21 protein-coding genes are annotated in these 25,193 nt (G+C 62.9%); 14 read left to right on the plus strand and 7 right to left on the minus strand.

Annotated features, from left to right (window positions below; genetic code table 11):
• Position 1 precedes the first annotated feature (1 nt).
• The 4 genes from WBN73_RS00720 (at position 2) to paaZ (ending at position 5,033) form a co-directional block, all read left to right on the plus strand.
• The gene (locus tag WBN73_RS00720; RefSeq protein ID WP_337339210.1) at positions 2–898 is read left to right on the plus strand and encodes an SGNH/GDSL hydrolase family protein; all 897 of its coding nucleotides are present in this window, start codon (positions 2–4) and stop codon (positions 896–898) included.
• A 113-nt stretch (positions 899–1,011) separates the two neighbouring features.
• Complete coding sequence (locus WBN73_RS00725; protein WP_337339211.1) at positions 1,012–1,752, plus strand: tyrosine-protein phosphatase; 741 nt, start codon at positions 1,012–1,014, stop codon at positions 1,750–1,752.
• Complete coding sequence (locus tag WBN73_RS00730) at positions 1,749–2,765, plus strand: glycosyltransferase family 2 protein (RefSeq protein ID WP_337339212.1); 1,017 nt, start codon at positions 1,749–1,751, stop codon at positions 2,763–2,765. Before WBN73_RS00725 ends, WBN73_RS00730 begins: the two co-directional genes overlap by 4 nt.
• Positions 2,766–2,933: 168 nt before the next feature.
• On the plus strand, positions 2,934–5,033 hold the full coding sequence (gene paaZ, locus WBN73_RS00735) for a phenylacetic acid degradation bifunctional protein PaaZ (RefSeq protein ID WP_337339213.1): 2,100 nt from the start codon (positions 2,934–2,936) through the stop codon (positions 5,031–5,033).
• Between the two features lie 1,096 nt (positions 5,034–6,129).
• Here the strand turns inward: paaZ and WBN73_RS00740 are convergent.
• Genes WBN73_RS00740 through WBN73_RS00750 form a run of 3 tightly spaced genes read right to left on the minus strand, consistent with a single transcriptional unit; the run spans position 6,130 to position 8,584 of the window.
• Positions 6,130–6,732, minus strand: a complete 603-nt coding sequence (locus WBN73_RS00740) for a TetR/AcrR family transcriptional regulator (protein ID WP_089596031.1) — start codon at positions 6,730–6,732, stop codon at positions 6,130–6,132.
• Positions 6,733–6,762: 30 nt separating this feature from the next.
• Entirely contained in the window at positions 6,763–8,112 is a 1,350-nt protein-coding gene (gene paaK / locus WBN73_RS00745; RefSeq protein ID WP_337339214.1) for a phenylacetate--CoA ligase PaaK, read from the minus strand.
• Between the two features lie 7 nt (positions 8,113–8,119).
• The gene (locus WBN73_RS00750) at positions 8,120–8,584 is read right to left on the minus strand and encodes a hotdog fold thioesterase (RefSeq protein WP_207594445.1); all 465 of its coding nucleotides are present in this window, start codon (positions 8,582–8,584) and stop codon (positions 8,120–8,122) included.
• A gap of 108 nt (positions 8,585–8,692) precedes the next feature.
• Between WBN73_RS00750 and WBN73_RS00755 the strand changes: the two genes are divergently transcribed.
• On the plus strand, positions 8,693–9,271 hold the full coding sequence (locus WBN73_RS00755) for a GNAT family N-acetyltransferase (RefSeq protein ID WP_207594444.1): 579 nt from the start codon (positions 8,693–8,695) through the stop codon (positions 9,269–9,271).
• Here the strand turns inward: WBN73_RS00755 and WBN73_RS00760 are convergent.
• Entirely contained in the window at positions 9,264–10,817 is a 1,554-nt protein-coding gene (locus tag WBN73_RS00760) for a putative bifunctional diguanylate cyclase/phosphodiesterase (protein WP_337339215.1), read from the minus strand. The two genes, WBN73_RS00755 and WBN73_RS00760, sit on opposite strands and share 8 nt — an antisense overlap.
• A gap of 2 nt (positions 10,818–10,819) precedes the next feature.
• Positions 10,820–11,872 carry a hypothetical protein gene (locus WBN73_RS00765; RefSeq protein ID WP_337339216.1) on the minus strand — a complete coding sequence of 351 codons (1,053 nt, stop codon included), beginning with the start codon at positions 11,870–11,872 and terminating at the stop codon, positions 10,820–10,822.
• 107 nt (positions 11,873–11,979) lie between these two features.
• Between WBN73_RS00765 and WBN73_RS00770 the strand changes: the two genes are divergently transcribed.
• Positions 11,980–12,150, plus strand: a complete 171-nt coding sequence (locus tag WBN73_RS00770; RefSeq protein WP_337339217.1) for a hypothetical protein — start codon at positions 11,980–11,982, stop codon at positions 12,148–12,150.
• A 160-nt stretch (positions 12,151–12,310) separates the two neighbouring features.
• Here the strand turns inward: WBN73_RS00770 and WBN73_RS00775 are convergent, their stop codons facing one another.
• Complete coding sequence (locus WBN73_RS00775) at positions 12,311–13,975, minus strand: ATP-binding protein (protein WP_443193232.1); 1,665 nt, start codon at positions 13,973–13,975, stop codon at positions 12,311–12,313.
• Between the two features lie 181 nt (positions 13,976–14,156).
• Between WBN73_RS00775 and WBN73_RS00780 the strand changes: the two genes are divergently transcribed.
• Together WBN73_RS00780 and WBN73_RS00785 are read left to right on the plus strand one after the other, a co-directional pair.
• Positions 14,157–14,540 carry a DUF7793 family protein gene (locus tag WBN73_RS00780; RefSeq protein WP_207594440.1) on the plus strand — a complete coding sequence of 128 codons (384 nt, stop codon included), beginning with the start codon at positions 14,157–14,159 and terminating at the stop codon, positions 14,538–14,540.
• 19 nt (positions 14,541–14,559) lie between these two features.
• Positions 14,560–15,369, plus strand: a complete 810-nt coding sequence (locus tag WBN73_RS00785; RefSeq protein ID WP_337339218.1) for a class I SAM-dependent methyltransferase — start codon at positions 14,560–14,562, stop codon at positions 15,367–15,369.
• A gap of 6 nt (positions 15,370–15,375) precedes the next feature.
• Here the strand turns inward: WBN73_RS00785 and WBN73_RS00790 are convergent, their stop codons facing one another.
• Positions 15,376–17,595, minus strand: a complete 2,220-nt coding sequence (locus WBN73_RS00790; RefSeq protein WP_337339219.1) for a S9 family peptidase — start codon at positions 17,593–17,595, stop codon at positions 15,376–15,378.
• A gap of 193 nt (positions 17,596–17,788) precedes the next feature.
• Between WBN73_RS00790 and WBN73_RS00795 the strand changes: the two genes are divergently transcribed.
• Genes WBN73_RS00795 through WBN73_RS00820 form a run of 6 tightly spaced genes read left to right on the plus strand, consistent with a single transcriptional unit; the run spans position 17,789 to position 25,151 of the window.
• The gene (locus WBN73_RS00795) at positions 17,789–18,586 is read left to right on the plus strand and encodes a glycosyltransferase (protein WP_207594437.1); all 798 of its coding nucleotides are present in this window, start codon (positions 17,789–17,791) and stop codon (positions 18,584–18,586) included.
• Positions 18,583–20,025, plus strand: coding sequence for a glycosyltransferase family 4 protein (locus WBN73_RS00800; RefSeq protein WP_207594436.1), 1,443 nt, complete (start codon positions 18,583–18,585; stop codon positions 20,023–20,025). The genes WBN73_RS00795 and WBN73_RS00800 overlap by 4 nt, the downstream gene beginning before the upstream one ends.
• Positions 20,026–20,071: 46 nt before the next feature.
• A complete protein-coding gene (locus tag WBN73_RS00805) occupies positions 20,072–21,619 on the plus strand; it encodes a lipopolysaccharide biosynthesis protein (protein WP_337681295.1) in 1,548 nt (515 codons plus the stop codon).
• Positions 21,616–22,761, plus strand: coding sequence for a glycosyltransferase family 4 protein (locus WBN73_RS00810; protein ID WP_337339221.1), 1,146 nt, complete (start codon positions 21,616–21,618; stop codon positions 22,759–22,761). The genes WBN73_RS00805 and WBN73_RS00810 overlap by 4 nt, the downstream gene beginning before the upstream one ends.
• The gene (locus WBN73_RS00815; RefSeq protein WP_337339222.1) at positions 22,762–23,571 is read left to right on the plus strand and encodes a PIG-L deacetylase family protein; all 810 of its coding nucleotides are present in this window, start codon (positions 22,762–22,764) and stop codon (positions 23,569–23,571) included.
• Positions 23,568–25,151, plus strand: coding sequence for an ArnT family glycosyltransferase (locus WBN73_RS00820; protein WP_337339223.1), 1,584 nt, complete (start codon positions 23,568–23,570; stop codon positions 25,149–25,151). The genes WBN73_RS00815 and WBN73_RS00820 overlap by 4 nt, the downstream gene beginning before the upstream one ends.
• The last annotated feature ends 42 nt before the right edge of the window (positions 25,152–25,193 follow it).

Consider the following 25,193-nt stretch of genomic DNA (forward strand, 5'->3'; position numbering starts at 1 on the left):
CATGGCAACTCATCACGTACGACGGCGGCACACGGCCCTTGCGGGCGGGCTCGCCATTTTGGCACTTTGTTTAGGCTTCACGGTCAGTCCGGCCAGCGCCGCACCGCCGACTCCGGTTGATTACGTAGCCCTCGGGGACTCGTACACGGCCGGGACCGGAGCGGGCGATCTTGCCGGACCTTTCCCAGCCGTTCCCTGCTGGCAAAGCGCCGGCGGATACGTGGATATCGTCGACGCTTCCGCCCGGGTAACCCTTATTGATAATGCTGCTTGCCATGGCGCGTTTCTTGGGCCGGTGGGAACTTCCACACCCGTCGCACAGCAAATCGCGGAACTGAGTGGAACTACGCTCAACAGCGAGACGGATTTGGTGAGCATCACCGCCGGTGCCCTGGATGCTGGAAGCGGGCTCGCGTTGCAGGCCTGCTCCACGCCCGACACACAGACATGCGCGGTCATCGTTGCCGGGATCATCCAGAACCTCGGCACTGTCGAAGCGGCCCTGGAAGCCACGTACCAGTCAATCCAGTTGGCTGCGCCGAACGCCACCCTTGTTGTCCTGGGGTACCCCCGGCTTTTTGATCCAGCGAAGGGCGACATCGTGGTGGGGGGAGTCACCGTGGTCCCGGTAGCCAACCAGATACTCGTCAACCAGGCAGTGGACGCTCTCAACGCCACTATTGCCAAGGCTGTAGCTGAAAGCGGCGCCTCTGCGGTGTTCGTTGACGTCACCAAACGGTTCACGGGCCATGCGGTGAACTCGGACAACCCCTGGATCGTGCTGGACCTGACCCAGCCGTTGTTGGACGCGAACTTCCACCCCAACGACGCCGGACATCAAGCCTACGCATCAGTCATGCTTTCTTCCGTGCAGCTGAATAAGCTCGTTAAGCGATAGCGCAGCATCGCCGAGGGGTGGGCTTTCGGCAGTAACCGTGATTGCCAACCTCGAGAGCCAATCCCTCGGCGGTACCCTCACGCACTTATCCTCAATGTGCTTAGCTGGCTCCTATGGAAGGAACCACGTCAGCTCACCAAGCCGTTCGCTGGGACGGTGCAGTCAACGCCTGGAGAATTGCCGGGGACGTCTACCGGATGGGCCGGCACGAATGGGTCACCGAGGCGGGTTGGCAGCAGATGTACGACGACGGCGTCCGCACCGTGATCGATCTCCGCGCCTCCCGGGAGCGTCGCCAACGCGACACCGATCCCGAGGTGCCGGATGACGTGAAGGCGCGTATCGACGTCGTCCATTGCCCCACGGAGGATCCGGACCACAGCGACTTCAATGAGTTGTTCGGCCCGTATCTGAAGGACCCGGCGCAGTATGGTGACTATTTGCATCTTTTCGGGGAGAAGATCGCGGCGGTTTTCAAAGCGATAGCTTCTTCGCCGGGGAAGGTGGTGGTTCATTGTTCGGCGGGCAGGGACCGCAGCGGGGTGATCGCGCTGATGCTGCAGCGGCTGGCGGGTATGGGTGACGAGGACATCGTTCGTGGCTACGAGCTCGCCGCCCGTGGGATCAACGAGCGGCATCGAACGCATGGCGCCCCGCACGCCCATGATCCGTACCTCTCTGACGACGAGCTTGAGGCCCTGTTGGCGCAGCGGCGGGCGGGCCTGCGGGACTTCCTTGGTTCGATCGACGCGGTGGCTTTCCTGGCGGCCAACGGGGTCTCTGAGCTGGAGATCGCGGCGGTTCGGGCGAAGCTGGTCCCTGCGCTTCCGCGCGCTGCTAACATGCAGGATTGATCACACTTGCCGAACGGAACGGACCTGCCATGAATGCTGGTGCCCGCGTCACCATCGTGACCCGAACCAAGAACCGCCCGCTTTTCCTGGCCCGGGCCTTAGACGACATTTTCGCCCAGACGTTCCAGGACTTCGAGTTGGTGATTGTGAACGACGGCGGCAACCCGGCCGACGTCGATCGCCTCACGTCCCAGCGGGCCGACGACGAGCGGGAGCGGATCACTACGCTCCACCATTCCGAGTCCGTGGGGATGGAAGCGGCGTCGAACGCGGGTATCAAAGCCGGATCCGGTGAGTTCATTGTGATCCATGATGACGATGACTTCTGGGCCCCGAACTTCCTGGAGAGCACCGTGGCTTACCTGGATGAGCCTGCGCATGGAGCCGAAAGTGGCGTCATGGTCCGGACCGAGATCGTCATCGAGGAACTGGTGGGGGACCGGATTGAGCCGATCCGCCGTGAACTCTTCTGGGCGGGTATGCAGCAGATCACCCTTGCGGACATGCTGAAGATCAACCGGGCCGTTCCCATTTCCTTCCTGTACCGCCGGAGCCTGCACGACGCTGTGGGCTACTACAATGAGGACCTCCCCGTGGTGGGCGACTGGGAGTTCCACTTGCGCACCCTCAGCCACTCGCGCGTGGGGTTCATCGACGGCGAACCGCTCGCGTTTTGGTCTCAACGGCCGGAGTCCGAGGGACATGACGGCAACAGCATTTTCGCAAAGGCCGCCGAGCATGCCCGCTTCGATGCCTTGGTCCGCGATGAGCATCTTCGCGATGGCGTCGCCCAGGGAGGGCTCGGCGGGATGCTGTACCTGACCCGAGTCCTGGCTGAACAGGAAGAGCTCATCCGCGCGCAGGAGCGTCGCCTCGACGAGGCAGGTGCCAAGCTGGACCATGTTCTGGAGCGGCTGGATGCCCTGAACCAGACGGTCATTGCCCGGACCAGTGTGGGGGAGTTCCTCAAGAAGCCGCTGTTGTTGGCGAAGAAGTTGGGCGGCAAGGGCTAAGCCTCCCCGCAGGGACGTCCCGGATAGGGGCGTCCCGCAAAATAACTGCTGTACTCCTCCGGGCATTCATGTACCCTGTATATATTACCGAACGGCCGGTCAGTAATGTTTGCCCCCGGGCAGCAATGACCGTGCCGATTTCACGTGCCTTGGAAGGACCCGTCGACGATGACCACTACCGCAGTCGCCCCGGAAACCACAGCCGTTGCAACCGTCCCCAGCTACGTTCAGGATGCCTGGTGGACCCCGGCACCCGACGCAAGGAAGGTCCCGGTCCGCGATGCCAGCACCGGTGAAGTCCTGGCCAACGTGAGCACCGACGGACTGGACCTTGCCGCCGTCGTGAATTTCGCCCGCACTACAGGCCAAACTGAACTCGGGAAGCTGACGTTCCACCAGCGTGCGCTCAAGCTCAAGGAGCTTGCCCAGTACCTTAACGGCCGCCGTGAGGAGCTGTACGAGTCCTCGTCGCAGAGCGGCGCCACCAAGATCGACAACATGATCGACATCGACGGCGGCATTGGCGTGCTCTTCACCTTCGGTTCCAAAGGCCGCCGTGAACTGCCCAACTCGCAGGTTGTGGTGGACGGTCCCATGGAAGTGCTGTCCAAGGACGGCTCGTTCGCGGGCGAGCACATCTACACCCGCATCCCTGGCGTCGCAGTGCAGATCAATGCGTTCAACTTCCCGGTGTGGGGGATGCTGGAGAAGTTCGCTCCCGCCTTCCTCGCCGGTGTTCCCACCATTGTGAAGCCGGCTACGCCCACGGGCTACGTCGCCGCCGCTGCGGTCAAGGCAATGGTCGAATCGGGCATTCTCCCGGCCGGTTCCCTCCAGCTGATCTCCGGCTCCGCGCGCACCATCCTGGACGAACTCGATTACCGCGACCTTGTGTCCTTCACAGGATCGGCCTCAACGGCGAACTCGTTGAAAGGCCACAAGAACGTGGTCCAGGGCGGCGTCCGTTTCACGTCTGAAACCGACTCGCTCAACGCTGCCATCCTTGGCCCGGACGCTGTGCCCGGTACCCCGGAGTTCGACGCCTTCGTCAAAGCCGTCGTCACCGAGATGACCGTCAAGGCGGGACAGAAGTGCACGGCCATCCGCCGCATCATCGTTCCCCAGTCGCTCACGGCCGATGTTGCTGCTGCCATCGGCGCCCGTATCAACGAACGCGTCGTCGTCGGCGATCCCCGCGCCGAGGGCGTCACCATGGGTGCGCTGGCGTCGCTGGAACAGCTCGCCGATGTCCGCGCGGCAGTTCAGTCAATGCTCGACGCCGGTGGCGAGCTTGCGTACGGATCCCTCGAGACGCCGTCGGTCACCTCGGTGGGCGGCGCCGTGGGCGTGGTGGAGGATGGCGCGTTCATGTCGCCCGTTCTCCTGAGCTGGGCGGACGCCGAAACCGAGGAAGTCCACTCGCTCGAGGCCTTCGGCCCGGTTTCCTCAGTGCTCGGTTACTCGGATCTGGCCGATGCGGTCCGCCTGGCCGCCCGCGGCTCGGGTTCGCTGGTAGCTTCGGTGTGCACCAACGATCCTTCCGTGGCGCAGGAGTTGGTGCTTGGCATCGCAGCCCACCACGGCCGCGTCCACATGCTCAACCGTGAAGACGCCCGCTCCTCCACCGGTCACGGTTCACCGGTCCCGCACTTGGTCCATGGTGGTCCGGGCCGCGCAGGCGGCGGCGAGGAACTCGGTGGCATCCGCTCCGTCCTGCACCACATGCAGCGCACCGCCATCCAGGGCTCCCCGAACATGCTGACCGCAGTGACGGGCGTCTGGCACACCGGCGCTGACCGCAACTTCACTGTGGAGACCGAGGGCGAGCACCCGTTCCGTAAGCACCTGTCCACCCTCCGGATCGGCGACGCGGTTCGCTCGGAACTCCGCGAAGTGTCGCTCGAGGACATCACTGCGTTTGCCAACTCCACGGGCGACACGTTCTACGCCCACACCAACCAGGAGGCCGCAGAAGCCAACCCGTTCTTCCCTGGCATCGTTGCCCACGGCTACCTGCTCCTGAGCTGGGCAGCCGGCCTCTTCGTGGAGCCTGCTCCGGGTCCCGTCCTGGCCAACTATGGGCTCGAGAACCTGCGCTTCATCACCCCAGTGGCGGCGGGAGATTCGATCCGGGTCACGCTGACAGCCAAGAAGATCACTCCGCGTGAGACGGACGAATACGGCGAAGTTGCTTGGGACGCTGTCCTGACCAACCAGAACGACGAAATCGTGGCCACCTACGACGTCCTCACCCTCGTGGAGAAGTAACCCTCTCTCACATCCCGCGGGTTTGGGTGGGTCGCTCTCTCACATCCCGCGGGTTTGGGTGGGTCGCTCTCTCATGTCCCGCGGGCTCAAATGGAAACTGATGTGCCGGCGACCGATCGAACGCCTTCCCACATGACGGGGAAGGCGTTCGACGTTTCGGTTGTGGGCGGACACGAAACCGTCCGACGAAGCTGCCTGTCGACTGTGACCTGTCGCCAAACCCATTTTTCGTGACCTGGTCTGACTCCTCAAACCGTTTTCGATGCTTCCAAGCCCAGTGAGAATGGCAACCCGTTTCGGGACCACTTTTTCGATGAAATCGGTCACCGCCGAGGTGAGTTGTCATGCCGGATATGCCGGGCAGAGACAGCACCAATAGTGTTGAACGCTTCGATATGGCCTTCCAAGAAAGCCTCCTGCGCGCAGGTCGGATATATCCCATGAACGGACTTTCCAGAGTTGCTAAGCCGGAAAGCGTACATGTAACAACGAGTCTGCCCGCCGTCCAGATCCACTCACACATCGCCGAAGTCCACCTCCGCCTCCGCACCCGGAGCGTGTTCCTGCGGCACGAACGGTTCCACCGGCGCATTGCCCGACTCAACCGCGATGATGGCCCGGCGTGCTTTGACGTGTTGACGAACCGATGAATACGAAATGACCGCCTGGTGTTCATCAACCAGACGGTCAAAACCCTTTGCGCGGTATGGCGCTGCGTTGGTGGAGCATCCAGATCAGCGAGCAGCATCGCGTCAAGGGCAGCCTTCAAGGGACCCAGCTTCGTCGCCCGACGCGCCGAAGCTTTCCGGTCAGGCGCTACCGCAGCCGCGAGTGCCTAACGGACCGTCCTCCTCGATACCCGGTGCACCCGAGCAAGGGCCCGGATGGATAGACCACGGACTCTGGCGTCGGGAGCCCCTGGGATGTGAGAGAGGGATGGACGGGAGCGCGCGGGAGGTGAGAGAGGGTTCGGCTCAAGCCCTTGGGAGGTGAGAGAGGGTTCGGCTCAAGCCCTTGGGATGTGAGAGAGGGTTCGGCTCAAGCCCTTGGGAGGTGAGAGAGGGTTCGGCTCAAGCCCTTGGGAGGTGAGAGAGGGTCAGGCGGCCGTGTGGAGGCCGTCGAAGGCCATGGTGATGACGTCGTCCGCGAGCTTCTCGGGGGACAGCGAGCCGCCCGGCTTGTACCATTCCACGATCGAGTTGATAGTGCCGAACAGCAGGCGCGTCACGGTGCGGGGATCGATGTCCTGCCGCAGGGAGCCGTCCTCGCGGGCGGCGGAGATGAGTTCGGCTACCTTGTGGTCGAACGCGCGGCGGCGTTCCAAGGCGTCGCGCTCAATCTCCGTGTTGCCTCGGAGTCGCAGGAGAAGCGTGACGAAGGGCAACCGGTCCACCAGCACCGCAATGGTCTGCCGCAGCACGAACTCCAGCCGCGCATCGGCGGGCCCGGACGTGGCGGCAGGCTCCTCGAGGATGGCCTCAAGGCCGCCCAACGCGTGGTCCAGGGCGAGCTTCAGCAGATCGCCCTTGGACGGCACGTGATGGTAGATAGCCGACTTCGAGATCCCGAGGTTCTCGGCCAGGATGCCCATGGACGTAGCATCGTACCCGTGGCGGTTGAAGACGTCGACGGCGATGCGGAGCACCGACTGCTGGTCATAACCGGGCCGTCCGCGCTTTGTGGTGGTCTCAGTAGGCATGCTGGCATTTTCTCACGATCTCAAGCAAGGTCAGCCCTTGGGGCGCATGTCGTAGATCCGGCGAAGCTTGCCGTTGGACCGCTCAAGGGAACCGGGCTCTACTACGTCCACTACGCAAGATGACCCGATGTGGATCTTGATCTGCTCTCGCAAGGTGTGCGCCGCCGTCGTGCCTGCATCGGTGGAAACGTTCTCGCGGCGCTCGATCTTAACGGTGAGCGAATCCATGCGCTTGCCTTCGGGACGGGTGATTTCGAGTTGGAAATGCGGGCTGAGTTCCGGGATGCGGAGCGCGATTTCCTCGATCTGGGATGGGAACAGGTTCACGCCGCGGAGGATGATCATGTCGTCGCTGCGGCCGGTGATGCGGCCCATGCGGCGGTGCGCAGGGCGGGCGGTGCCGGGGAGCAGGCGGGTGAGGTCCTTGGTGCGGTACCGGATGATCGGGAGCGCTTCCTTGGTCAGGGAAGTAAAGACGAGTTCGCCGGGTTCGCCGTCGCCCAGGACCGTGGAGTGATCGAACGGGTCGATGATTTCGGGGCGGAAGTGATCCTCCCAGATGTGGCAGCCGTCCTGGGTCTCAACGGCTTCACCGGCCACGCCAGGGCCCATGACTTCGGAGAGCCCGTAGATGTCCGAGGCCTTGATGTTCATGGTGGTTTCGAGCTCGTGGCGCATTTCTTCGGTCCACGGCTCGGCACCCAGGACGGCGTACTTGAGTGACGTGGAGGTGGGGTCGATGCCTTGGTGCGCCATGGCGTCGGCGATGGTCAGCAAGTAGGTGGGCGTGGCAAGGATGGCGTCCGGTTTGAAGTCCTGGATGAGCTGGATCTGGCGTTCGGTCTGGCCGCCGGACATGGGGATGACGGTGCAGCCGAGCGCTTCAGCACCGGCGTGTGCGCCGAGGCCGCCAGTAAAGAGGCCGTATCCGTAGGCGTTGTGGACCTTCATGCCGGGCCGGACTCCGGAGGCGCGGAAGGAGCGGGCCACCAAGGTTGCCCAGTTGGCGAGGTCCTGCTTGGTATAGCCAACCACGGTGGGGCGGCCGGTGGTGCCGGAGCTCGCGTGGATGCGTGCCACTTGGTCCTGGGGGACGGCGAACATGCCGAACGGGTATTCCAGGCGGAGGTCTTCCTTGGTGGTGTAGGGGAACTTCCCCAGGTCGCTCAGCTCGCGGAGGTCCGAGGGGTGCACGCCGGCTTCGTCGAACTTGCGCTTGTACAGAGGCACGCGATCGTAGGCGTAGGCCACGGTGTGCTGGAGGCGTGTGAGCTGCAGGGCCTCGAGTTCGTCGCGGGAGATGGTCTCTTCACGGTCCAGCACGGGGGCAGTTGCCTCGGAAGAGGAAGCTGAGGGTGCGGCCACGGTGTTCTGCGTCATGGGTTTCCTACTTCTTGGAGATGGTGCGGCTGCGGCCACGGAACTCGGCAATGAGTTCACCATGCCCGGCGTCGGGGGCTGAATCGGCGTCGGGCGCAGCTGCGTAGATCTGGATGTCGTACAGGCCGCTTCGGCCGGTGCTCGCGCGGCGGTTTGCGACGGCGGTGATCACCTGGCCTTGGAACGCGGGCTTGATGAAGTTGATGTCGACGCCGGACGCCACCGTGATGTTGGCGGCTTGCTTGGGCGTGGGGTTGGCTGGGTTGCAGGCCAGCGCGAAGGCGGTGTCCCCGAAGGCGAAGATCATTCCGCCGTGGGCCATGCCGAATCCGTTGAGCATCTCCTGGCGGAGGTGCATGCGGATGGTGGCGTGCCCGTCGTCGAGCTTGAGGACCTCGATGCCCATCCATTCTGACGCGTAGTCGTTCGTCAGGATGTGGTGCGATGCACCGGAGAGGGTTGTTTCAACCATGCGTCATTGCCTCCAGCTTTATTTACCGAATGTTCATTAGGTAATCCCAGATCGCGCCACGTGTCAAGACTGGACCAGTATTCGCCTGCACCTAGTAGCCTCGGAGACATGCCCGAAATTGAGCTCCCCATCACCACAGACCGACTCATTCTGCGCCGCTTCGAAGCCGAGGACCTCGATCGCTTCCACGGATACCAGTCGCTTCCCGAAACTGCCCGGTTCCTTCTGCGCAATGAGCTGACCAGGACCAAATCCATGGAAGTCCTGGGCCGGTACGCCAACTTCGAGTTCAACCAGGAGGGAGATTGGATTTGCCTGGCCATCGAGAGGAAGGACCACCCGGGCCTCATGGGCGAGGTGGTGCTGAAATGGCTTGAGGGGACAGGGCAGGCAGAGGTGGGCTGGATTCTCCATCCTGATGCCCAGGGCCACGGCATTGCTACCGAAGCCGCGGAAGCCGTGCTGAGGCTTGCGTTCGAGACACTCTCATTCCACCGCGTTGACGCCAAGTTGGATGCCCTCAATGAAGGATCGGCCGGCATCGCCAAGCGCCTGGGCATGCGCCTGGAAGCGACGCTGGTGGACAACTGGCACTACAAGGGCCAGTGGGCCACGGAGAACATCTACGCGATTCTCGACTCCGAGTGGCGGACCCGCCACCATCCATGGACGCGGACCATCAACTGACGGGCCACGTCTTGTGGTGCTTCAACTGCTCGGTCAGCTGCTCTTCAGGCAGCGGCCTGCTGAAGTAGTACCCTTGGCCGCTGGTGCACCCGATGCTGAGGAGATACTCGGCTTGGTCGGCACTTTCGACGCCCTCCCACACCGCAGCCAAACCGCAAGCCCGGATCAACTGCAGCACGGCGGCCAGCAGCGCGGGTTGCGAGGGGTCGCTGCCCAGTGCTGAGAGCAGGGTCCGGTCCACTTTGACGGTGTCCACTGGAAGCTGGCGCAGGTAACTGATGGAGGAGTAGCCGGTGCCAAAGTCGTCGATTTCCAGTCCCACACCCAGTCGGCGCAGGCTGTTGAGCGTGTAGCGGTCCAAGTCATTACCTTGAATGACTGCGCTCTCTGTCAGTTCCAGGACCAGGAGCGACGGGTCCAGCCCGGCGGACGCCAAAGCCTCGCGGACGTCTTCAATGAACTCCAGCCGCTGCAGATCCGCCGCCGAAACGTTGATGCGCATGCTGAAGTTGTGGCCCGACGTGAGGGGATCGGTGCGCCATTGCTTCAACTGCCCGACGGCGGTGCGGAGCACCCAGCCGCCCAGATCGGAAATCATTCCGGTTTCCTCTGCAATGGGAATGAACTCGTCCGGCATGACGAGACCGCGGGTGGGGTGGTTCCAACGGACCAACGCCTCCACACCCTCGATTTCGCGGGTATCCAACCGGATGATCGGCTGATAGTAGAGCACCAGCTGGGAGCCGGATATCGCTTCCTTGAGTTCGCCCACCAGTTGGTTCCGCATTTGCCTAGCGTGCAGCATAGCGGGTTCGAAGACTTTGAGCTTGCCACGTCCGTCGGCCTTGGATTCGTACATGGCGATGTCTGCTTCCATCATCAGTTCCTCCGCGCGGTGGCCGGGATCGGCCATCCGGAGGCCCATGCTGGCACCGCAACGCAGGTGATGGCCCTCGACTTCCATAACGCCCACCACTGCGGCAAGGATACGGTTGCCGATGGAGGCGGCGATAGCGGGAGTCACGTCGGGGATCAGCACCGCGAATTCGTCTCCGCCCATGCGGGCCACCATGTCCTGATCCCGCACGGCGCCGGTGATCCGATTGGCCACCGTCTCCAGGACCTTGTCCCCGATAGTGTGCCCCAGGGAGTCGTTGATCGCTTTGAACCCGTCCATGTCCAGGAGGAGGATGGCTGCCTTTCGGCCGCTCTGCGCCCCACTGGACTGGGCTTCGCTGAGTGCCGTGGCAAATGCTGAGCGGTTGTTCAGGCCTGTGAGGGGATCAGTCATTGCCATGTGCTGCATCGCCAAGTGGGCTTCATTGAGCTGCTGGGTACGGGCACGCACCCGTTGCTCCAACTCTTCGTAAACGATCTGGAGATCCTCGGCCAGGAGGTTGGTGCCCATGATCACGGCATCGATTTCGTCCCGTGCCTCTGAGACTTCGATTCTGGTGTTGAGATCCCCGGCGGCCAACCTCACGATTCCGTCCAGGAGCAGCCCAAGGCGCGGGTCGTTGCCGGAGTACATTTTCCCTTCGGACATGCTCACCCCCCGTGTGGCTCGCCTCGTTGTTCATCGCTATTTCGAAGGTACTCCCGAACGGCTGCGCTGCGTTCGGGCAATGCAGCCTGTTCGAACAGCATGGCAGCTTTTTCGAACGTCACCAGTGCATCCTGCCGTCGATCGGATTCAAGCAAGGTCCTGGCCAAGAGGAAATGTGCTTCCGCCGAGGTTTGCGTGGCCAGAATGGAGGAGCGGGCGCACAGGGGTTCAAGGATAGCGGTGGCTTGTTGCATATCGCCGCTGAGAAAATACCAGTGGGCGCGGACCAGCGACATTTCCAAGTGGTCCCGTTCAGAGCCGCCCACAATATCCGTGGCGAGCTCTGCCCTTTCAATGCAGCGGAGGGTTGCGGCATCACTGAGTTTTGCCTGAAGGCGCATTTCCGCTGATGCCCTGTTGAAGCGTGCCCACAAATCAACGTCCTTGGACGGTGAAAGCCGTTCGGCCGCCAGATCGTGGTAAAGGCCGCCGTCGGCAACACGATTGGCAAGAAAGGCAACGTTGCCAATCACCCAATAGCCTTTGCCGGCAGTGTCTTCGTCGACGTCGTCGGTCAGCAGGGTTTCCAGGACGAGGCATTCGCGCCAGGCATCGTTCAGGAGCCGGCTCTCCGCCAATGCCGCGATCAGGGCGCGCTGGGCGAGAATCTGAACGTACAGCAACTCGGCGTCCCCGGCCGCAAGTTTGGCCGCCTCTGCAGCCATGGTGGCAGCCTCGGGGAGCCTGCCCAGGCCTTGGAATGCCACGGCAACCATGGTTCCTGCTTTGGCCCCGAGTTCGGGCGAGGACGCGGTCAGGCTGTGGTTGTTGAGCTCCATGGCGACGCTGAGGTATTCCTCAATGCGGCCTTGGTCCCGGAGGCATTCCGCTTGCAGGTACCGCATGTTCCACCAGGACTCGTCATCTCCGGCCGCGGCGGACAGTCCGGCAGCCTCTCCGGCCAGGCGGTAGGCCTCGCCGAAATCCCGCTCCTTCCACTTGGCGCGTGCCGTGAGACCGGCAACGAAGTGGGAGGCGAGGTGCGGACTTTGCATGTGCCCATTATCCATGTCATTGCGGAAGAAAAGCTCGTATAGTTTGCACCGTGACTTTATTCAAGTCACAGACAACAAATTCGCATCAGTACGAAAGGGCATAGCGGATGAAAAAATTTGCGGCAACCCTGCTCATGGCGGCGGTTCTGGCAGTAACGGGTTTCGCTGCCCCAGCTAATGCCGAGCCTACGCAGGACAGCACGGCAATCGGCTGGTGGCCTAACAGCTACACCGCCACGAAGACGAACACCACCAGCATCGGTTGGTGGCCGAACTAAACTTTGGGGGCGCCTCTCAAGGCCCTATAACGTCAATTGATGCCCCGGGCTGCTGCCCGGGGCATCAATTTTTGTTTCACAGTATGTCGAGCATTATTGACCTTAGGGCACTTGCACGTACCTGACCTTGACACGCCTGTCACACCGGGCATGGGTGTGGTTACGGCCCGCCCACCGGCAACTCCACAGATACCGTGGTGCCGGCCCCGAGAGTGGAATCCAGCAGGAGGCGGCCCATGTGGCGGCTGATGATGTCGTGCGCTATCGCCAGTCCAAGCCCACTGCCGGGGACCGCTGCGGATGTTGCGTTGGAGGCCCGGTAGAAGCGGGTGAAGATGTGGGGGAGATCGTGCTCGGGAATGCCCAGGCCGTTGTCTGCGATCTCTACCAGCGCCAGCCCGCCGCCCTCCGAGTCCGAGACCGAACTGGTGATGCCCACCCTTCCGCCCTCGGGCGTGAACTTGATGGCGTTGGCCACGATGTTGGTGAACACCTGCTCCAGCTTCGCTTCGTCGGCCGTAACCTCGATGTCGTCAGTCCCATCGGTAAAAGACAACGAAACGTGGCGGGACTCTGCCAGCGGCCGAAGCGTGGCCACCACCACCTGGAGGAGCTTGGCAATATCCACCGGTTTGAGGTCCAGGTTGCTGCCGTCCTGCATGGACACGGTAAGCATGTCCTCGATGAGCCTGCGGAGGCGGTTGGAGTTCCGGGCGATGACATCGAGCATCTTCCTGATGCCGTCGGGAACCGGCCCGCCGGATCCGTCCTGGATCATGTCCAAGTAGGCGGTGATGGAGGTCAGCGGAGTCCGGAGTTCATGGTTGACGGTGGCCAGGAAGTCGGTCTTGGCCTTGTCCAGTTGCCTCAACTGGTGCAGGACCCGCTGTTGGGCGCTGATGAGGTGGCCTTGGATGAGTCCGTGGGCCACGTTCCCGGCCACGTGTTGCATCAGCGCGATCTCGGGGCGGGTCCAATCGTGCCGTTCCCGGACGGTGGAGAGCAGGATGATGCCCAACGCCGTCGCTCCCTCACCCACGGGGAGAAGGACGGTGGACACAGGGTCGAGCTCGCCTGACCACTCCCGCAGTGCCGTGGCGATCCTGGAGTCGGGGTCTTCGCGGTGGTCCGCGACCGCCAGGACGTCCGCATCCGCCCACAGCCTGTTGGCGGCCTCGATAATGGCGTTTTCGCTCTCACCCAGCCTCGCGGGAAGCAGCGGAAGGCCAAGACGGTTCCACTGTGCACGAATGGTGGGAACACGTTCGTCGCGGAAGGTAGCAAACCATACGTGGTCCACGTCCAGCGCCTCCCCGAAGCCACGCACCACGTGGTCTGAGATCAATTGGGGATCATTGGTCTCCCGGATCGCCGAGGAGACATTGCGGAGGCTTTCGCGCAGTGCTTCGATTTCGCCGCGTGAACGGGCGCGCTCGGCGGCCCGGCCGATAAGGGTTTCAACCCGGTGGACCAGTTCCCCGGATTGCACGGGGCTGATGACGTAGTCCGCTACGCGCCAGGATTCCACTTCCCGGAGGTCAAGGGATTCCTGGGAGGCAAGGACCAGGAGCATGGGAACCCCGGGGCTGCGCAGTCCGTGTGCCAGGGAACTCTCAGCCACCGCAACCGAGGGGCGCTGGTGCTGTAGATGGGCGGCCAGGGCGGCGGCATCCACGGCGGGGAACACGCTGAATCCCGCGGCGGCAAGGGCGGCCGTCGTCGCGGCCAAACGGTCCTTGTCTGAATCCGCCACTACGGCGGAGCGGGCATGCTGTACGCCGGCAACGGTCTCGCCCACTGAGCCCCTTCCGTTCCAACGGTTCATTCACGGTGTTTTCATGATGTGGCAACACCCTATCAGCGGCACTGCGGCCAAAGGTGACCACGCGGCAAATGGGTTGGATGAGTCCTGGGACACACCTTTACTTTGCCCTGTGGATTCGACAGCCTTGAGGGTGTCAGCAGAGGTAACCCGCTGCAGCAGCACCAACCGCGCAAGGAGCACTGTGGACCACCCAGCAACACCGCAGGACCACCAACAGGTGACGTTCGAGCTGGAGCTCGAAGAACAAGGCATTCTTCGCCTGACATGGCCGCGCGGGGCAAGGATCAAGGAACCTGACGCCCAGCGGGCCATGGACCGGGTGAACGAGCTCTGCGGCGAGGAACGCCATCCCATGATCGTTGACATGGCCACCACGGACGATGTCACCCGGGGTGCCCGTTCCGTGTTTGCCAAACCGTGCCAGGCCAACCGCATCGCGCTCTGGGGCTCATCTCCGGTGGACAGGGTCATTGCCAACTTTTTTCTGGGCATCATGAAGCCTCCGTGCCCCACCAAGTTCTTCACTTCTGAAACAGAGGCGTTGGAGTGGCTGGTGGAGGCGTAGGGCCACCTATATTTGGAGAATGTTCTCCGCTTTCAGGAAGTACCTGCTGATTCCCCGCCTCATCAGGCTCTCTTCCGCTGCGCCCAAGGATCCCCGCACTGCCTGGGACCGGTTTTGGGGCGATATCCGCTCAACCGGTGCCACTGGCGACGTCCTGTGGGACTCGGGCAGCGACCATGAACTCAACGGCTACCTCCCCCAAATGGCTAAGTTGGACCCGTCTTTGCCCGTGGTGGACGTCGGATGCGGCAACGGCAGTTTCACGCGCCTGCTGGCCAAACACTTCCCGCACGCATTAGGGCTGGACTACTCTGCAAACGCGGTTGAGCGGGCACGGCAGGAGTCAGCAGGAACCACGACGGCGTCATATGCGGTCTGCGACATGACGGCACCGGACGCAGCGCAGACTGTCGCTACGGCCCTCGAAGCGGCAGGCTGGACGGGGGATGCGAACATCTTCATCCGTGGTGTCCTGCACGTTCTGGACCGAAGCGGCCGCGCCGCGTTGGCTGCGAACCTGCTGCCCGTCGTCGGGACCCGCGGAGGCGTGTTCCTGACTGAAACCAACTTTCCGGGCACGCCGGTGGACTACGTCAGCCACCTGGGTGCCACCCGCAGTTCCATTCCCGCCCCGTTGGAGTGGGCCATCCGCGGGCTGCCGATGCCCGGCCGGTTCGGGGCGGCACAACGGGCCAAGGCCTTCGCGGCGGCGGACTGGAACCTTATCGTTGAAGGCTCGGCGAGCATCGAGACGCGCCCGCTGAGCAATCCGTCAACCCCGGACCTGATCCCTGGATACTTCGCACTCCTCCGGGCCCGCCAGCGCTAAAAACTCCTACTTCAGGCCGGCTCCAGGCAGGAGTTCGGTGGCTCCAAGGGAGTCGGCGACGAACGCGTAGTCCCAGGCCCGCTCACGCCACTGGACGTACCGGCCCGAGGCCCCGCCGTGCCCGCCGTCCATTTCGATCTTCATGACGATCGGCTCCGAACCCGTGGACACGGAGCGCAGTGCCTGAACCCATTTGGCAGGCTCGACATACAGCACCCGGGTGTCATTGAAGGATGTCACCGCGGCGATCTTGGGGTAGGCAACGGCCCCCACATTCTCGTACGGAGTGTAGGACTTCATGTAGGCGTAGGCCTCTGGGTCCGTGATCGGGTTTCCCCATTCCTCCCATTCCAGGGCGGAGAGCGGAAGCTCGGGATCCAGGATGGTGGTCAGCGCATCCACGAACGGCACCTGTGCCACCACGGCAGCGTATTTTTCCGGGGCCATGTTGGCGACTGCGCCCATGAGCAAGCCGCCCGCTGATCCGCCCATGGCCGCGATGCGGGACGGGTCAACCCAGCCCGATCCGGCAAGCCAATCCGTGGCTGCGATGAAGTCCGTGAAGGTGTTCTTCTTGGTGAGCTTCTTGCCGTCCTCGTACCATTGGCGGCCCAATTCGCCGCCGCCCCGGATGTGGGCGATCACCATGACGATGCCGCGGTCCAGGAGGGACAAGCGGGCTACGCCGAAGCCTGGATCCATGCTCATCTCGTACGAGCCATAGCCGTAAACCAGCCCTGCGCCCGTGCCGTCCTGCTGTACCGACGCGTGGCGCAGCACTGACAGCGGGACCCGGGTGCCGTCGTCGGCCGTTGCCCATTCGCGGGTAGCCACGTAGTCCTGCGCCGTGTAGCCGCCCAGGACGGGGCTTTCCTTCCGGAGGAGCAGTTGGCCGGCAGGCAACCCGGCGGTGGGGAGCACAAAGTCGTAGACGCGCGACGGCGTGAAGTAGGACGTGTAGCCCATGCGGATGACGGGAGCCTCGTAGTCCGAACCTGCAACCCCGGCGGTGTAGAGCTCTTCGTCAAAGGCCGGTTCCACCGGCGCACCCTGGGCCTCGGTGCCGAGGCCGGCCAAGGGCAGCACCTGGACCCGTTCGATGGTGTCCTTACGAACGGAGAGCACCAAATGCGTGGATGTCACGCCGGCGCCGTTGACCCGGACGTCGTTGGAATGTTCGACGACGGTACGCCAGTCCTGCTCTGCCAGCGGCTTGGTCAGCTCAGCGGGGTCCACCAGGCTGACCATCGAATTGATGGCGTCCTTGTTGTGGGTCAGGAGGAGTGTTTCCCTGCCGTCCAGGAGGAAGGGCTCAGCCTCGTACAGAATATGGTGGTCGCGGGAGATCACAGTGCTGAGGCTGGCGTCGTAGTCGTCGAAGCGGAGCAGTTGCGTCTCGCTGAACTCCGAGCAGCCGATGCTGAGCACCAAGTGCCGTCTGTCCGCGGAGAGATCGAACCCCAGCCACATGGCGACGTCGTCCTCCTGGTAGAGAACCTGATCATCGGCCACCGGCGTACCCAGGACGTGGGCCTTCACCTGGTAGGGGCGCCACGAATCATCCACCACCGTGTAGAAGAGGCGCGTGCCGTCGGGGGAGAAGGCCACTCCGTAGAAAATATCCTCGATGATGTCCGGGAGGAGCTCCCCGGTGCGCAGGTCCTTGATCCTGAGGGTGAACCGTTCGTCGCCTGAGTTGTCCACGGCATAGGCGTAAAGGTTGCCGTCAACTGTCACCGCGGCACCGCCCACGCTGAAGAACGGCTGGCCCTCGGCTTCGATGTTGCCGTCCAGGAGGATCTGTTCGCCGTCGATTTCCACGCCGGGCTCCACTGACGGGGGCGTCCAGTCCGCTACGGGGTCCCCGGTGTTGTGGGCCAGGACGCGGCACTGGATGCTGTACTCCTTCCCTTCCACCGAACGGCTGTAGTACCACCAGCCGTCCTTGCGGCTGGGCACGGACAGATCCGTTTCCTGGGTGCGGCCCTTGATCTCTTGGAACATGGCTTCCCGCAATGGTTCCTGGTGCGCTGTGACGGCTTCCTGGTAGGCGTTCTCGGCCTTCAGGAGGTCCACCACCTCAACGGATTCCTTGTCCCTGAGCCACTCGTAGTTGTCCACAAAAACGTCGCCGTGGTGTTCACGGCGTGTGGGGACCCGCTTGGCGACAGGAGGCACCGCTGTTGGTTCCGGAGCAGCGGCAGGGACGGAGGATGTGTGGCTCATGTGGCCACTCTATAGACGGGGTCAGACAAGGAACCAGCAATTTCGCTCAGAGCGCCCGGCACCGCTCCCGGTATTGAGAGTGGTCCATGACTTGGAGCACTACGGCTGGATTGGCGTCATGACTTCCGGGGTGCCCCCACTCCTTATATTGCGAGCACGTTTTTGTGCCGTACCCGGATATATGGAGGTTCAGATGGTCCTTCTTCAACAGCACAGTGTGCACATAGGCAAGAGAGGGAGCCTGCAGGCGCGCCGACATTCAGACTCGCTGCGCCGCTCCCGCGTGGATCTGGAGGTGGTCATTCCCGCCTACAACGAGGCCGCGAGAATCCCCGACACCTTGAAACAGACGGTCGATTTCCTGGCCAACCAGCCGTGGTCTTCGCGGATTGTTGTGGTGGACAACGGAAGCGTTGATGAGACCGCCGCAGTGGTCCGCAGGATCTCCCGGGAAGAGGGGGACGCAGTTCCCATTTCCGTGGTGGGGTGCTCACGGAAGGGGAAGGGAGCGGCAGTCCGTCGCGGCCTCCTCAGCGGCACGTCCAGGTTCACGGGCTTTTTCGACGCCGACCTCGCCACGCCGCTGGAAACCCTCACCGAGGCCATGGCTCATCTCTCAGACGGTGCAGCAGCGGTGATCGCTTCCCGCCACGCACCCGGCTCAACCCTGGTCCGGCCCCAACACCTCGGACGAAGGGTGGGCGGCACGGCCTTCCGGGCGCTGACCAAATCAAAGGTCAAGGGCATACAGGACACCCAGTGCGGCTTCAAATTCTTCGAACGCGATGCCCTCACAGCAGCCATGGTTCAGTGCCGCAGCACTGGTTTCGCCTTCGACGTTGAGCTTCTGCTGCGCCTGCAGGACAACAACGCCAGCATCATCGAACTTCCCGTGGCATGGACCGATGGAGCTGCATCAACGTTCCGCCCCTTCCAGGATGGGGTGGCCAGCTTTGCCTCGGTGATCCAACTCCAGAGGGCAACACCATGATGTCCGGCCTTCCTGACATCAACTCACCAACCCTTCTCGCCGGAAAGCACGTGCTGGTCCTCAACTGGCGCGACGTCCAGCACTCACAAGCCGGCGGTGCCGAGCAGTACATGCATGAGATTTCCAAGAGGTGGGTGCAGAACGGCGTCCAGGTCACCTGGTTTACAGGGCGCGACGACGGCCAGTCACCTGAGGACGTCATTGACGGCATCCGCATCCTGCGCGGAGGCGGAGCCCTGTCCACTTATGGACACGCCGCGCTCAGGCTCCTGCGGAACGGCGGGCAATTTGATGCCGTGGTGGACTGCCAAAACGGGATACCGTTCTTTTCGCCCTTGTTCCTGCCCCGGGACCTGCCGATCATCCAGGTAATCCACCACGTCCACCAGGAGCAGTTCCGCACAAGGTTCTCGCCACCTATGGCCGCCGTGGGCCGGTTCCTGGAAAGTTCGGGAGCCAAGACGGTGTACGGCAAGCGATCCATTGTGGCGGTTTCACCCTCTACCCGGCTGGAACTGAGGAAACTCGGTTTTTCGGGTCCCGTCCACGTGGTTCCGAACGGAACCATCGACATTCCGGACGAGGTTGCCGCCCGTGCACCCCACCCGACCATCGCCGTCGTCAGCCGCCTGGTGCCGCACAAGAGGCTGGACCTGCTGATGGGCCAGTTCGCCGTGGCAGTGCGGAGCATTCCGAAGCTGCGGATGGACATTGTGGGGGACGGCCCGGAGCGGGCGCGGTTGCAGCAGTTGGCCACAGACCTTGGCCTGGACCACGAAGTAACGTTCCATGGCTACCAGCCCAATGAGGTCCGTGACAGGTTGTTGAGCCGGGCTTGGCTGACTGCCTCCACCTCGGCGTCAGAAGGTTGGGGCTGCTCGGTGATCGAAGCCGCCGCGTGGGGCGTGCCCTGCCTGGCCCTGCGTGTTCCAGGCATACGGGACTCCGTAGTGGAAGGCAGAACCGGTTGGCTGGTGGATACTCCCCAGGAATTTGGCGCCGCCATGGTTGAGGCCCTCACCGCCTTGAGTGAGCCGGACTCGGAAGCGTTGGTCTCAGCCGAGTGCCGGGAATGGGCCCGCTGCTTCACCTGGGACCGCAGCACCAGACTGCTCACAGGCGCAGTTCTGGAGGAGGAGAAGATACGGCGCGACGGCGCGGATGCAGGGTGGTGCCACTCGGACCTTTCCACCCTGGCCCGGTTCGTGTTGCCTGAAGATGCTGATCTTCAGTCCATCCTGCACCGGACGGATGAAGTTGCAGTTGCGGATGATGGACATGTCGCCGTGCTGATGAAGGGCCGTGACGAGTTTGAGGCCTTCGCGGCAATGCAGAAGATCGGCGTGACGTCTGCCGAACTCCGTTCCGCCGGACGCACTGCTTTGCTGGCCGGCCCAGGGAGCGCCTTCGCTCCCGCCGATGCTCTTGACGGCCAGTAGCGGACGTTCATCCATGGATTTATCCCAGAAAACAATGACTCTTGCTGTGCGGGAAAGACCCCGGTCACACCGCAGGGCTTCGGAAAAAGACCCGGGTATTGCAGCAAACAGCGGCTTCCTTGCCGTGTCCGCAGGGGTTGTAGGCGTGATGAGCTACGCCTGCACGCTTCTCATGGCCACCATGCTGGATACCGCGGAATACACGATCTTCGCCGCCGCGGCGATGATCCTGGGGGTGGTGGGGATCGTGGCCAATGCCTTGGTCCCGCTTCCCTTGTCGCACGTTGTTGCCGTCCACCCGGCAGGCTCCGAGGAACGGCGTAATGGCGTGGCCTTCTCGGTCTTCGTGTCCTGCCTGGCGGGCGTTGCCGCTGCAGTGATCTCAGGCAGCGTGACGCTCGCGCTCGCCGACCCCGTCCTGGCCGCAGTGGTGGCGTTGGCGGCCTTTGTCATCTTCGTGGCGAATGCACCCGCTGGCTGGTTGCAGGGTGAGCTCCGTTTCACCTGGTACGCGCTGTCCACTGTGGGCGAGGTTCTCCTGAGGCTGATCTTCAGCGTGGTGGTGATCGCCATGGCATGGGGTGCCGGGGGAGGGGTCCTAGGTTTCGTAGTGGGGTGCCTGGCGCCGTTAATAGTGCCGTGGTCCTTCTACCGGGACTTACGGTGGCGTCCGCGGGTTGTGCTGGAGAAGTGGAGATGGGCCGAGACCAGTGACATCGCCTCCGTTCTCGGCGTTGTCTCCGTGCTGGTGGGTGTCGACGTCGTGGTGGTCGGCTTCCTGGACAGCGGATCGGCCGATGCAGCAGGTTTCCAGGCGCTTGCCACCATCGCCAAAGGGCCTGTCTACGTGGCAGCCGGAACCGCTTTGGTGGCCTTCCCGTTGCTTCGCACGCCCGATGCCAACGCGGGCGAGGTTCTTGGTGCTGCCTTCGCGTCGTTCGGGCAACTTGCCGTGGTGGCTTTCGCCATCATCGCCACAGCTCCACCACTGATGGCCGGATTCATCGTGCCGCAGAAGTACCACGGCTCCCTGGGGCTCCTGCCGTGGCTGGCTGCTTCCGGTCTTGGTTACGCGGTCCTCTTGGTGCTTTCCACGGTTCTCCTGGCCCTGCGCGCCTACCGCCGATGCCAGATCGGCCTCGCTTGTGCGTGTCTCCTGGTGGTGGTTGGACTCTGGGTTGGTTGGCAGTTGAACGCGGTCACGGGCATGGCTGTGGGCTCCGCTGTGGGCGCACTGGCAGCGGGCGTGGTTCTGGCGCTCCTGGCACGTCCGGTACTCATTGCGGCACACCCCGGCCGGGGAGCCGGCCCGTTCCTGGTTCTGGCCGTCGCCTTGATAGTGGCGCTGGCTGTGGCCGCCTCACTCCAGCCACTGGTGTGGCTGGCCCTGGCCACTGTCAGCGGCCTCTTCGTTCTCGCTCACCAGCGGAGGCTGTTGCCACACGGGAACGACTTCAAAATTCGACGACGACGGCACTCTGGCAGCCGGGCTGCCGGCCGCCGTCGGGGTTCCAAGCGCGGAGGTGACCGCCATAGTCACGGCGACCACAGTACGTGGCCTCCCAACGCCCGAAGGATGGAAAGACAGCTATGAGAGTTTTGCATTTGGGATTCGAAGATCCGCGCATGCCGGGGGCCGGAGGGGGATCCGTGCGGACGCACGAAATCAACCGTCGGCTTGCAGACAAGGGTTATCACATCACGGTGCTCACCACCCGGTATCCGGGCTGGACGGAACGCGTGGAGGACGGCGTGCGCTACGTGCCGATCGGGTATGGATCCGGCCGCATTCGACTGACCCGGTTGGTGGCGTACGTGGCACGGCTGCCTTTCGAAGTGAGCCGGCGCCGATCATCGGTTGACTTGGTGGTGGAAGATTTCTTCGCCCCGTTTTCCACCATGGCAGCCCCGCTATGGACCCAACGCCCCACCATTGGGGTTGTCCAGTGGCTCCATGCCAGGGACAAGGCGCGGCAGTACAAGTTGCCGCTGCATTGGATAGAGCGGCTGGGGGTACGAAAGCACCGAAGACTCATCGCTGTCTCGCAAGGCATAGCCGAAAGGTTGAAGAAACTGAATCCAGACGTTCATGTGGACGTGATCGGCAACGGTGTGGACCCCTGTGTGTGGAGCACCCCGCCGCGCCTTGGGAAGGATGTCCTCTTCATCGGCCGTCTGGAGTACGGGCATAAGGGGCTTGACCTCCTCCTGCAGGCTTGGTCCCAAGCGTGCAGCAGGGTCGAGGGAAATCTGCTGATTGCCGGCACCGGTCAGGACGAAGACAGATTGCGTGCAGCCGTGAAAGAAGCCGGTCTGTCCGAACGTGTTCAGCTGCTGGGCTGGTTGTCCGGGGAGGCGAAGTTAAGGACCATCAGCGAGGCCCGTCTGGTGGCGGTGCCTTCCCGGCACGAGACGTTCGGCTTGGTGGCCATTGATGCCTTGGCTGCTGGTACGCCAGTGATTGCTTTCGATATCCCGTGCCTCAGAGAGATCCTCCCTGCCGGGACCGGATGGCTTGTCAGCCCCTTTGACGTCACTGCTTTCGCCCATGAGATTGCCACCCGCTATTCCCAGCCAGGGCTGGAGCAGGTGGCAGTGGAAGGACGCCGGTTTGCCGCCGGCTACAACTGGGATGCGCTCGCAGATTTGCAGGCTCAGGCCTACGTCACCGCACTGGGTGAATTGAACACCTCCCAACCCCGGCAGGAGCAACTCCGCCGCGCAGAAAGGGCCTGAATGCCGTTCCAATCCAGAGTTGATCGTTCCATGGCCGGAGACGCTCCATGGCTGTTCTTGTCACCCCATCTGGACGATGCTGTGTTGTCCTGCGGGGCTCTCATCGAAGCGCAGGCCCAGAGGCGTCAGATCGTCGTTGCGACTCTTTTCACTGAGTCATCTCCCGCTCCGCACACCCGCGCGGCAGGCTCGTTCCTGCGTCAGTGCACGGTCCCGGATGCCGGGGAACTCTTCGAGGCCAGGAGGTCGGAGGACCGGGCCGTGCTGGAAGACATGGGAGTCCAGTCCCTGCATCTAGGGGAAGTGGATGCGCTGTTTCGACGCCGGAGCAAGCCACCCAGGTTGGGAAGCAGCACCTGGGACAGGCTTCTTCCGGAACTGACGCACAGATACCCCACCTACCGGTTCGACATCGCCTTGGGCAGAGTCTCCCGGGGAGACCGGGAGATGATACGTCTGCTTCGCGCACGGGTCGCCGGTCTCTTGCAGCTGACCGGGGCGGAGCTGCTCTTTTGCCCCGCGGGAGTGGGCCGTCATGTTGACCATCTGATTACCCGCGACCTTGGCAGGGACCACCCTGCAAATCTCGTGATGTACTCGGATTTTCCCTACGACCTGTTGGCCGGAGCGGATGAAGCGTACCTGTCCGACAGGGGGTTTGTGCGGTGGTCCTGGGACATGGGCCTGGATACTAAGCCCGGCCGCATCCGACAGTATGCCACGCAGGCCGACGCCTTGTTTCCTGCAGGGGAGATCCCTTTGATTCCGGAAACCTACTTTGTGCCCGCAGTGCCGTCAGGCGTGCGATGACTTCGCTTCACCGCGCTGATGCGCCAGCGCTAAAGTTCACAGCACGCCGGTCTGCCGGGAAACGGCGTCAGGTAATCCGGCACCCGCTCTGGGTCGCAGCGCTTGTGGGAGTGCTGGCTCTGGTGTTTCGGCTATTCGGAGTCCAGCGGGCAAATGATGTCTTCATCGACGAAGTGACGTACGCAGATTTGGCCCAACAGATGGCAGACGGGCAGATGCCAACAATTCTGGGCACTCCCTTTTTCCTGCATCCTCCGGGCACCTACGCCCTCAACGCCCTGGTCATCCGTGGCTTGGGCCTTCAAGGGAGTTCGATGGACCTGGCGCTGCAATTGCGGTGGGTCAACAGCATCCTGGGGGCAGTGACGGTGGTGGTGTGCTTCCTGGTGGTTCGCCGTCTGGTGGGCATCGGAGCTGCCGCGGTGGCAGGGGTGGTCCTGGCAAGCGATCCCTTTGTCCTCCGCATGGATGGCCGTTTAATGATGGAGACGCCGGCAGGTTTGGCCGTTCTGACGGGCTGGCTTCTGGTCCTCGTGGTGCTTGACCGCCGGAAAGGACGGGCACGTCTCTGGCTGGAAATCAGCGCTGGCCTGGTGTTCGGGCTGGCCATCGTCATGAAGGACATGACGGCCGTGTTCACAGTGGTTCCGTTCGTCGCCGGGGTGTTCTGGCGCAGAACCATACCGCCGTTGACTGCCTGGCGGATTCTCGCCTCAGCCCTGGTTCCCTATGCGGTGTACCTTGGTTTGCTGACCTCCATGGGGCTTCTTCCAAAGTTCGTCGACCAAAAATTGGTAGGCATTCTGAGGATGGTAGGTGCCATTCAGATGACCGGTTTTAACTCGGTCTCCGAGGTAAGCCTCGCAGACCGCCTCGTGGATCTAGTGGGACGGTTCGGCACCAGCTACATGCTCTTGGGACTTTCCGTACTGGCCGGCGCCCTTGCCGCCACGTCGCCTGCGGCCAATCGCCGCGTTATCGGTCTGTTCTCGATATTCACAGGCTTGGTGGGCGTCTACTCGCTCTTTTTTGGTGCTGCAGAAGAACAATTTGGTTACTGCGTGGTCCTTGCAGGCGTGGTGTCACTACCTGTGGCTGCAGTGATGGTGGTGGCGTGGCGGCCCCGGCTTGGTCGGTTGGTGGTTGTTGCGACGGCGCTCATCACTGCCCTCAGTCTTTTTCTGGGGGTTCAAGCGCGCTCTTTAGTGGATGACGGGCTCATCCAGGCCAGGAATTGGATGATTGCCGAGCTGCCCGCGTCGGCAAAAGTGGGCTTGACGTCCGTGACGGGTGAATTCGCCTTGCTTCCGCATGAGAACTGGGAGGTCCTGCCCTCGTTGGAATCCTTGAGGGACGGGGACGCCCAATACGTTCTGACCCAAGGCAGGCAGCTAAGCCAAGGGTACGGTTTTGCTTCTCCTGGCTTTTTGGACTGGCTGCAGAACAATGCCCGGCCCGTCTTTACCTTTAGTGGACCAACGTCGGGTGAGACCGTGGTGTGGCGATTGGATCGAACCAAGCTGGAGGCGGCCGTTGCAGGCGGACTGGTACTGCCGCCTGTATCAGGTGGGTACAGGTGAAGCGCGTGGCCCTTTTGCTGGTGCTGTCGACGGTGATGGCTG

Source organism: Paenarthrobacter sp. CCNWLY172 (genome assembly GCF_037402035.1).
Lineage (GTDB): Bacteria > Actinomycetota > Actinomycetes > Actinomycetales > Micrococcaceae > Arthrobacter.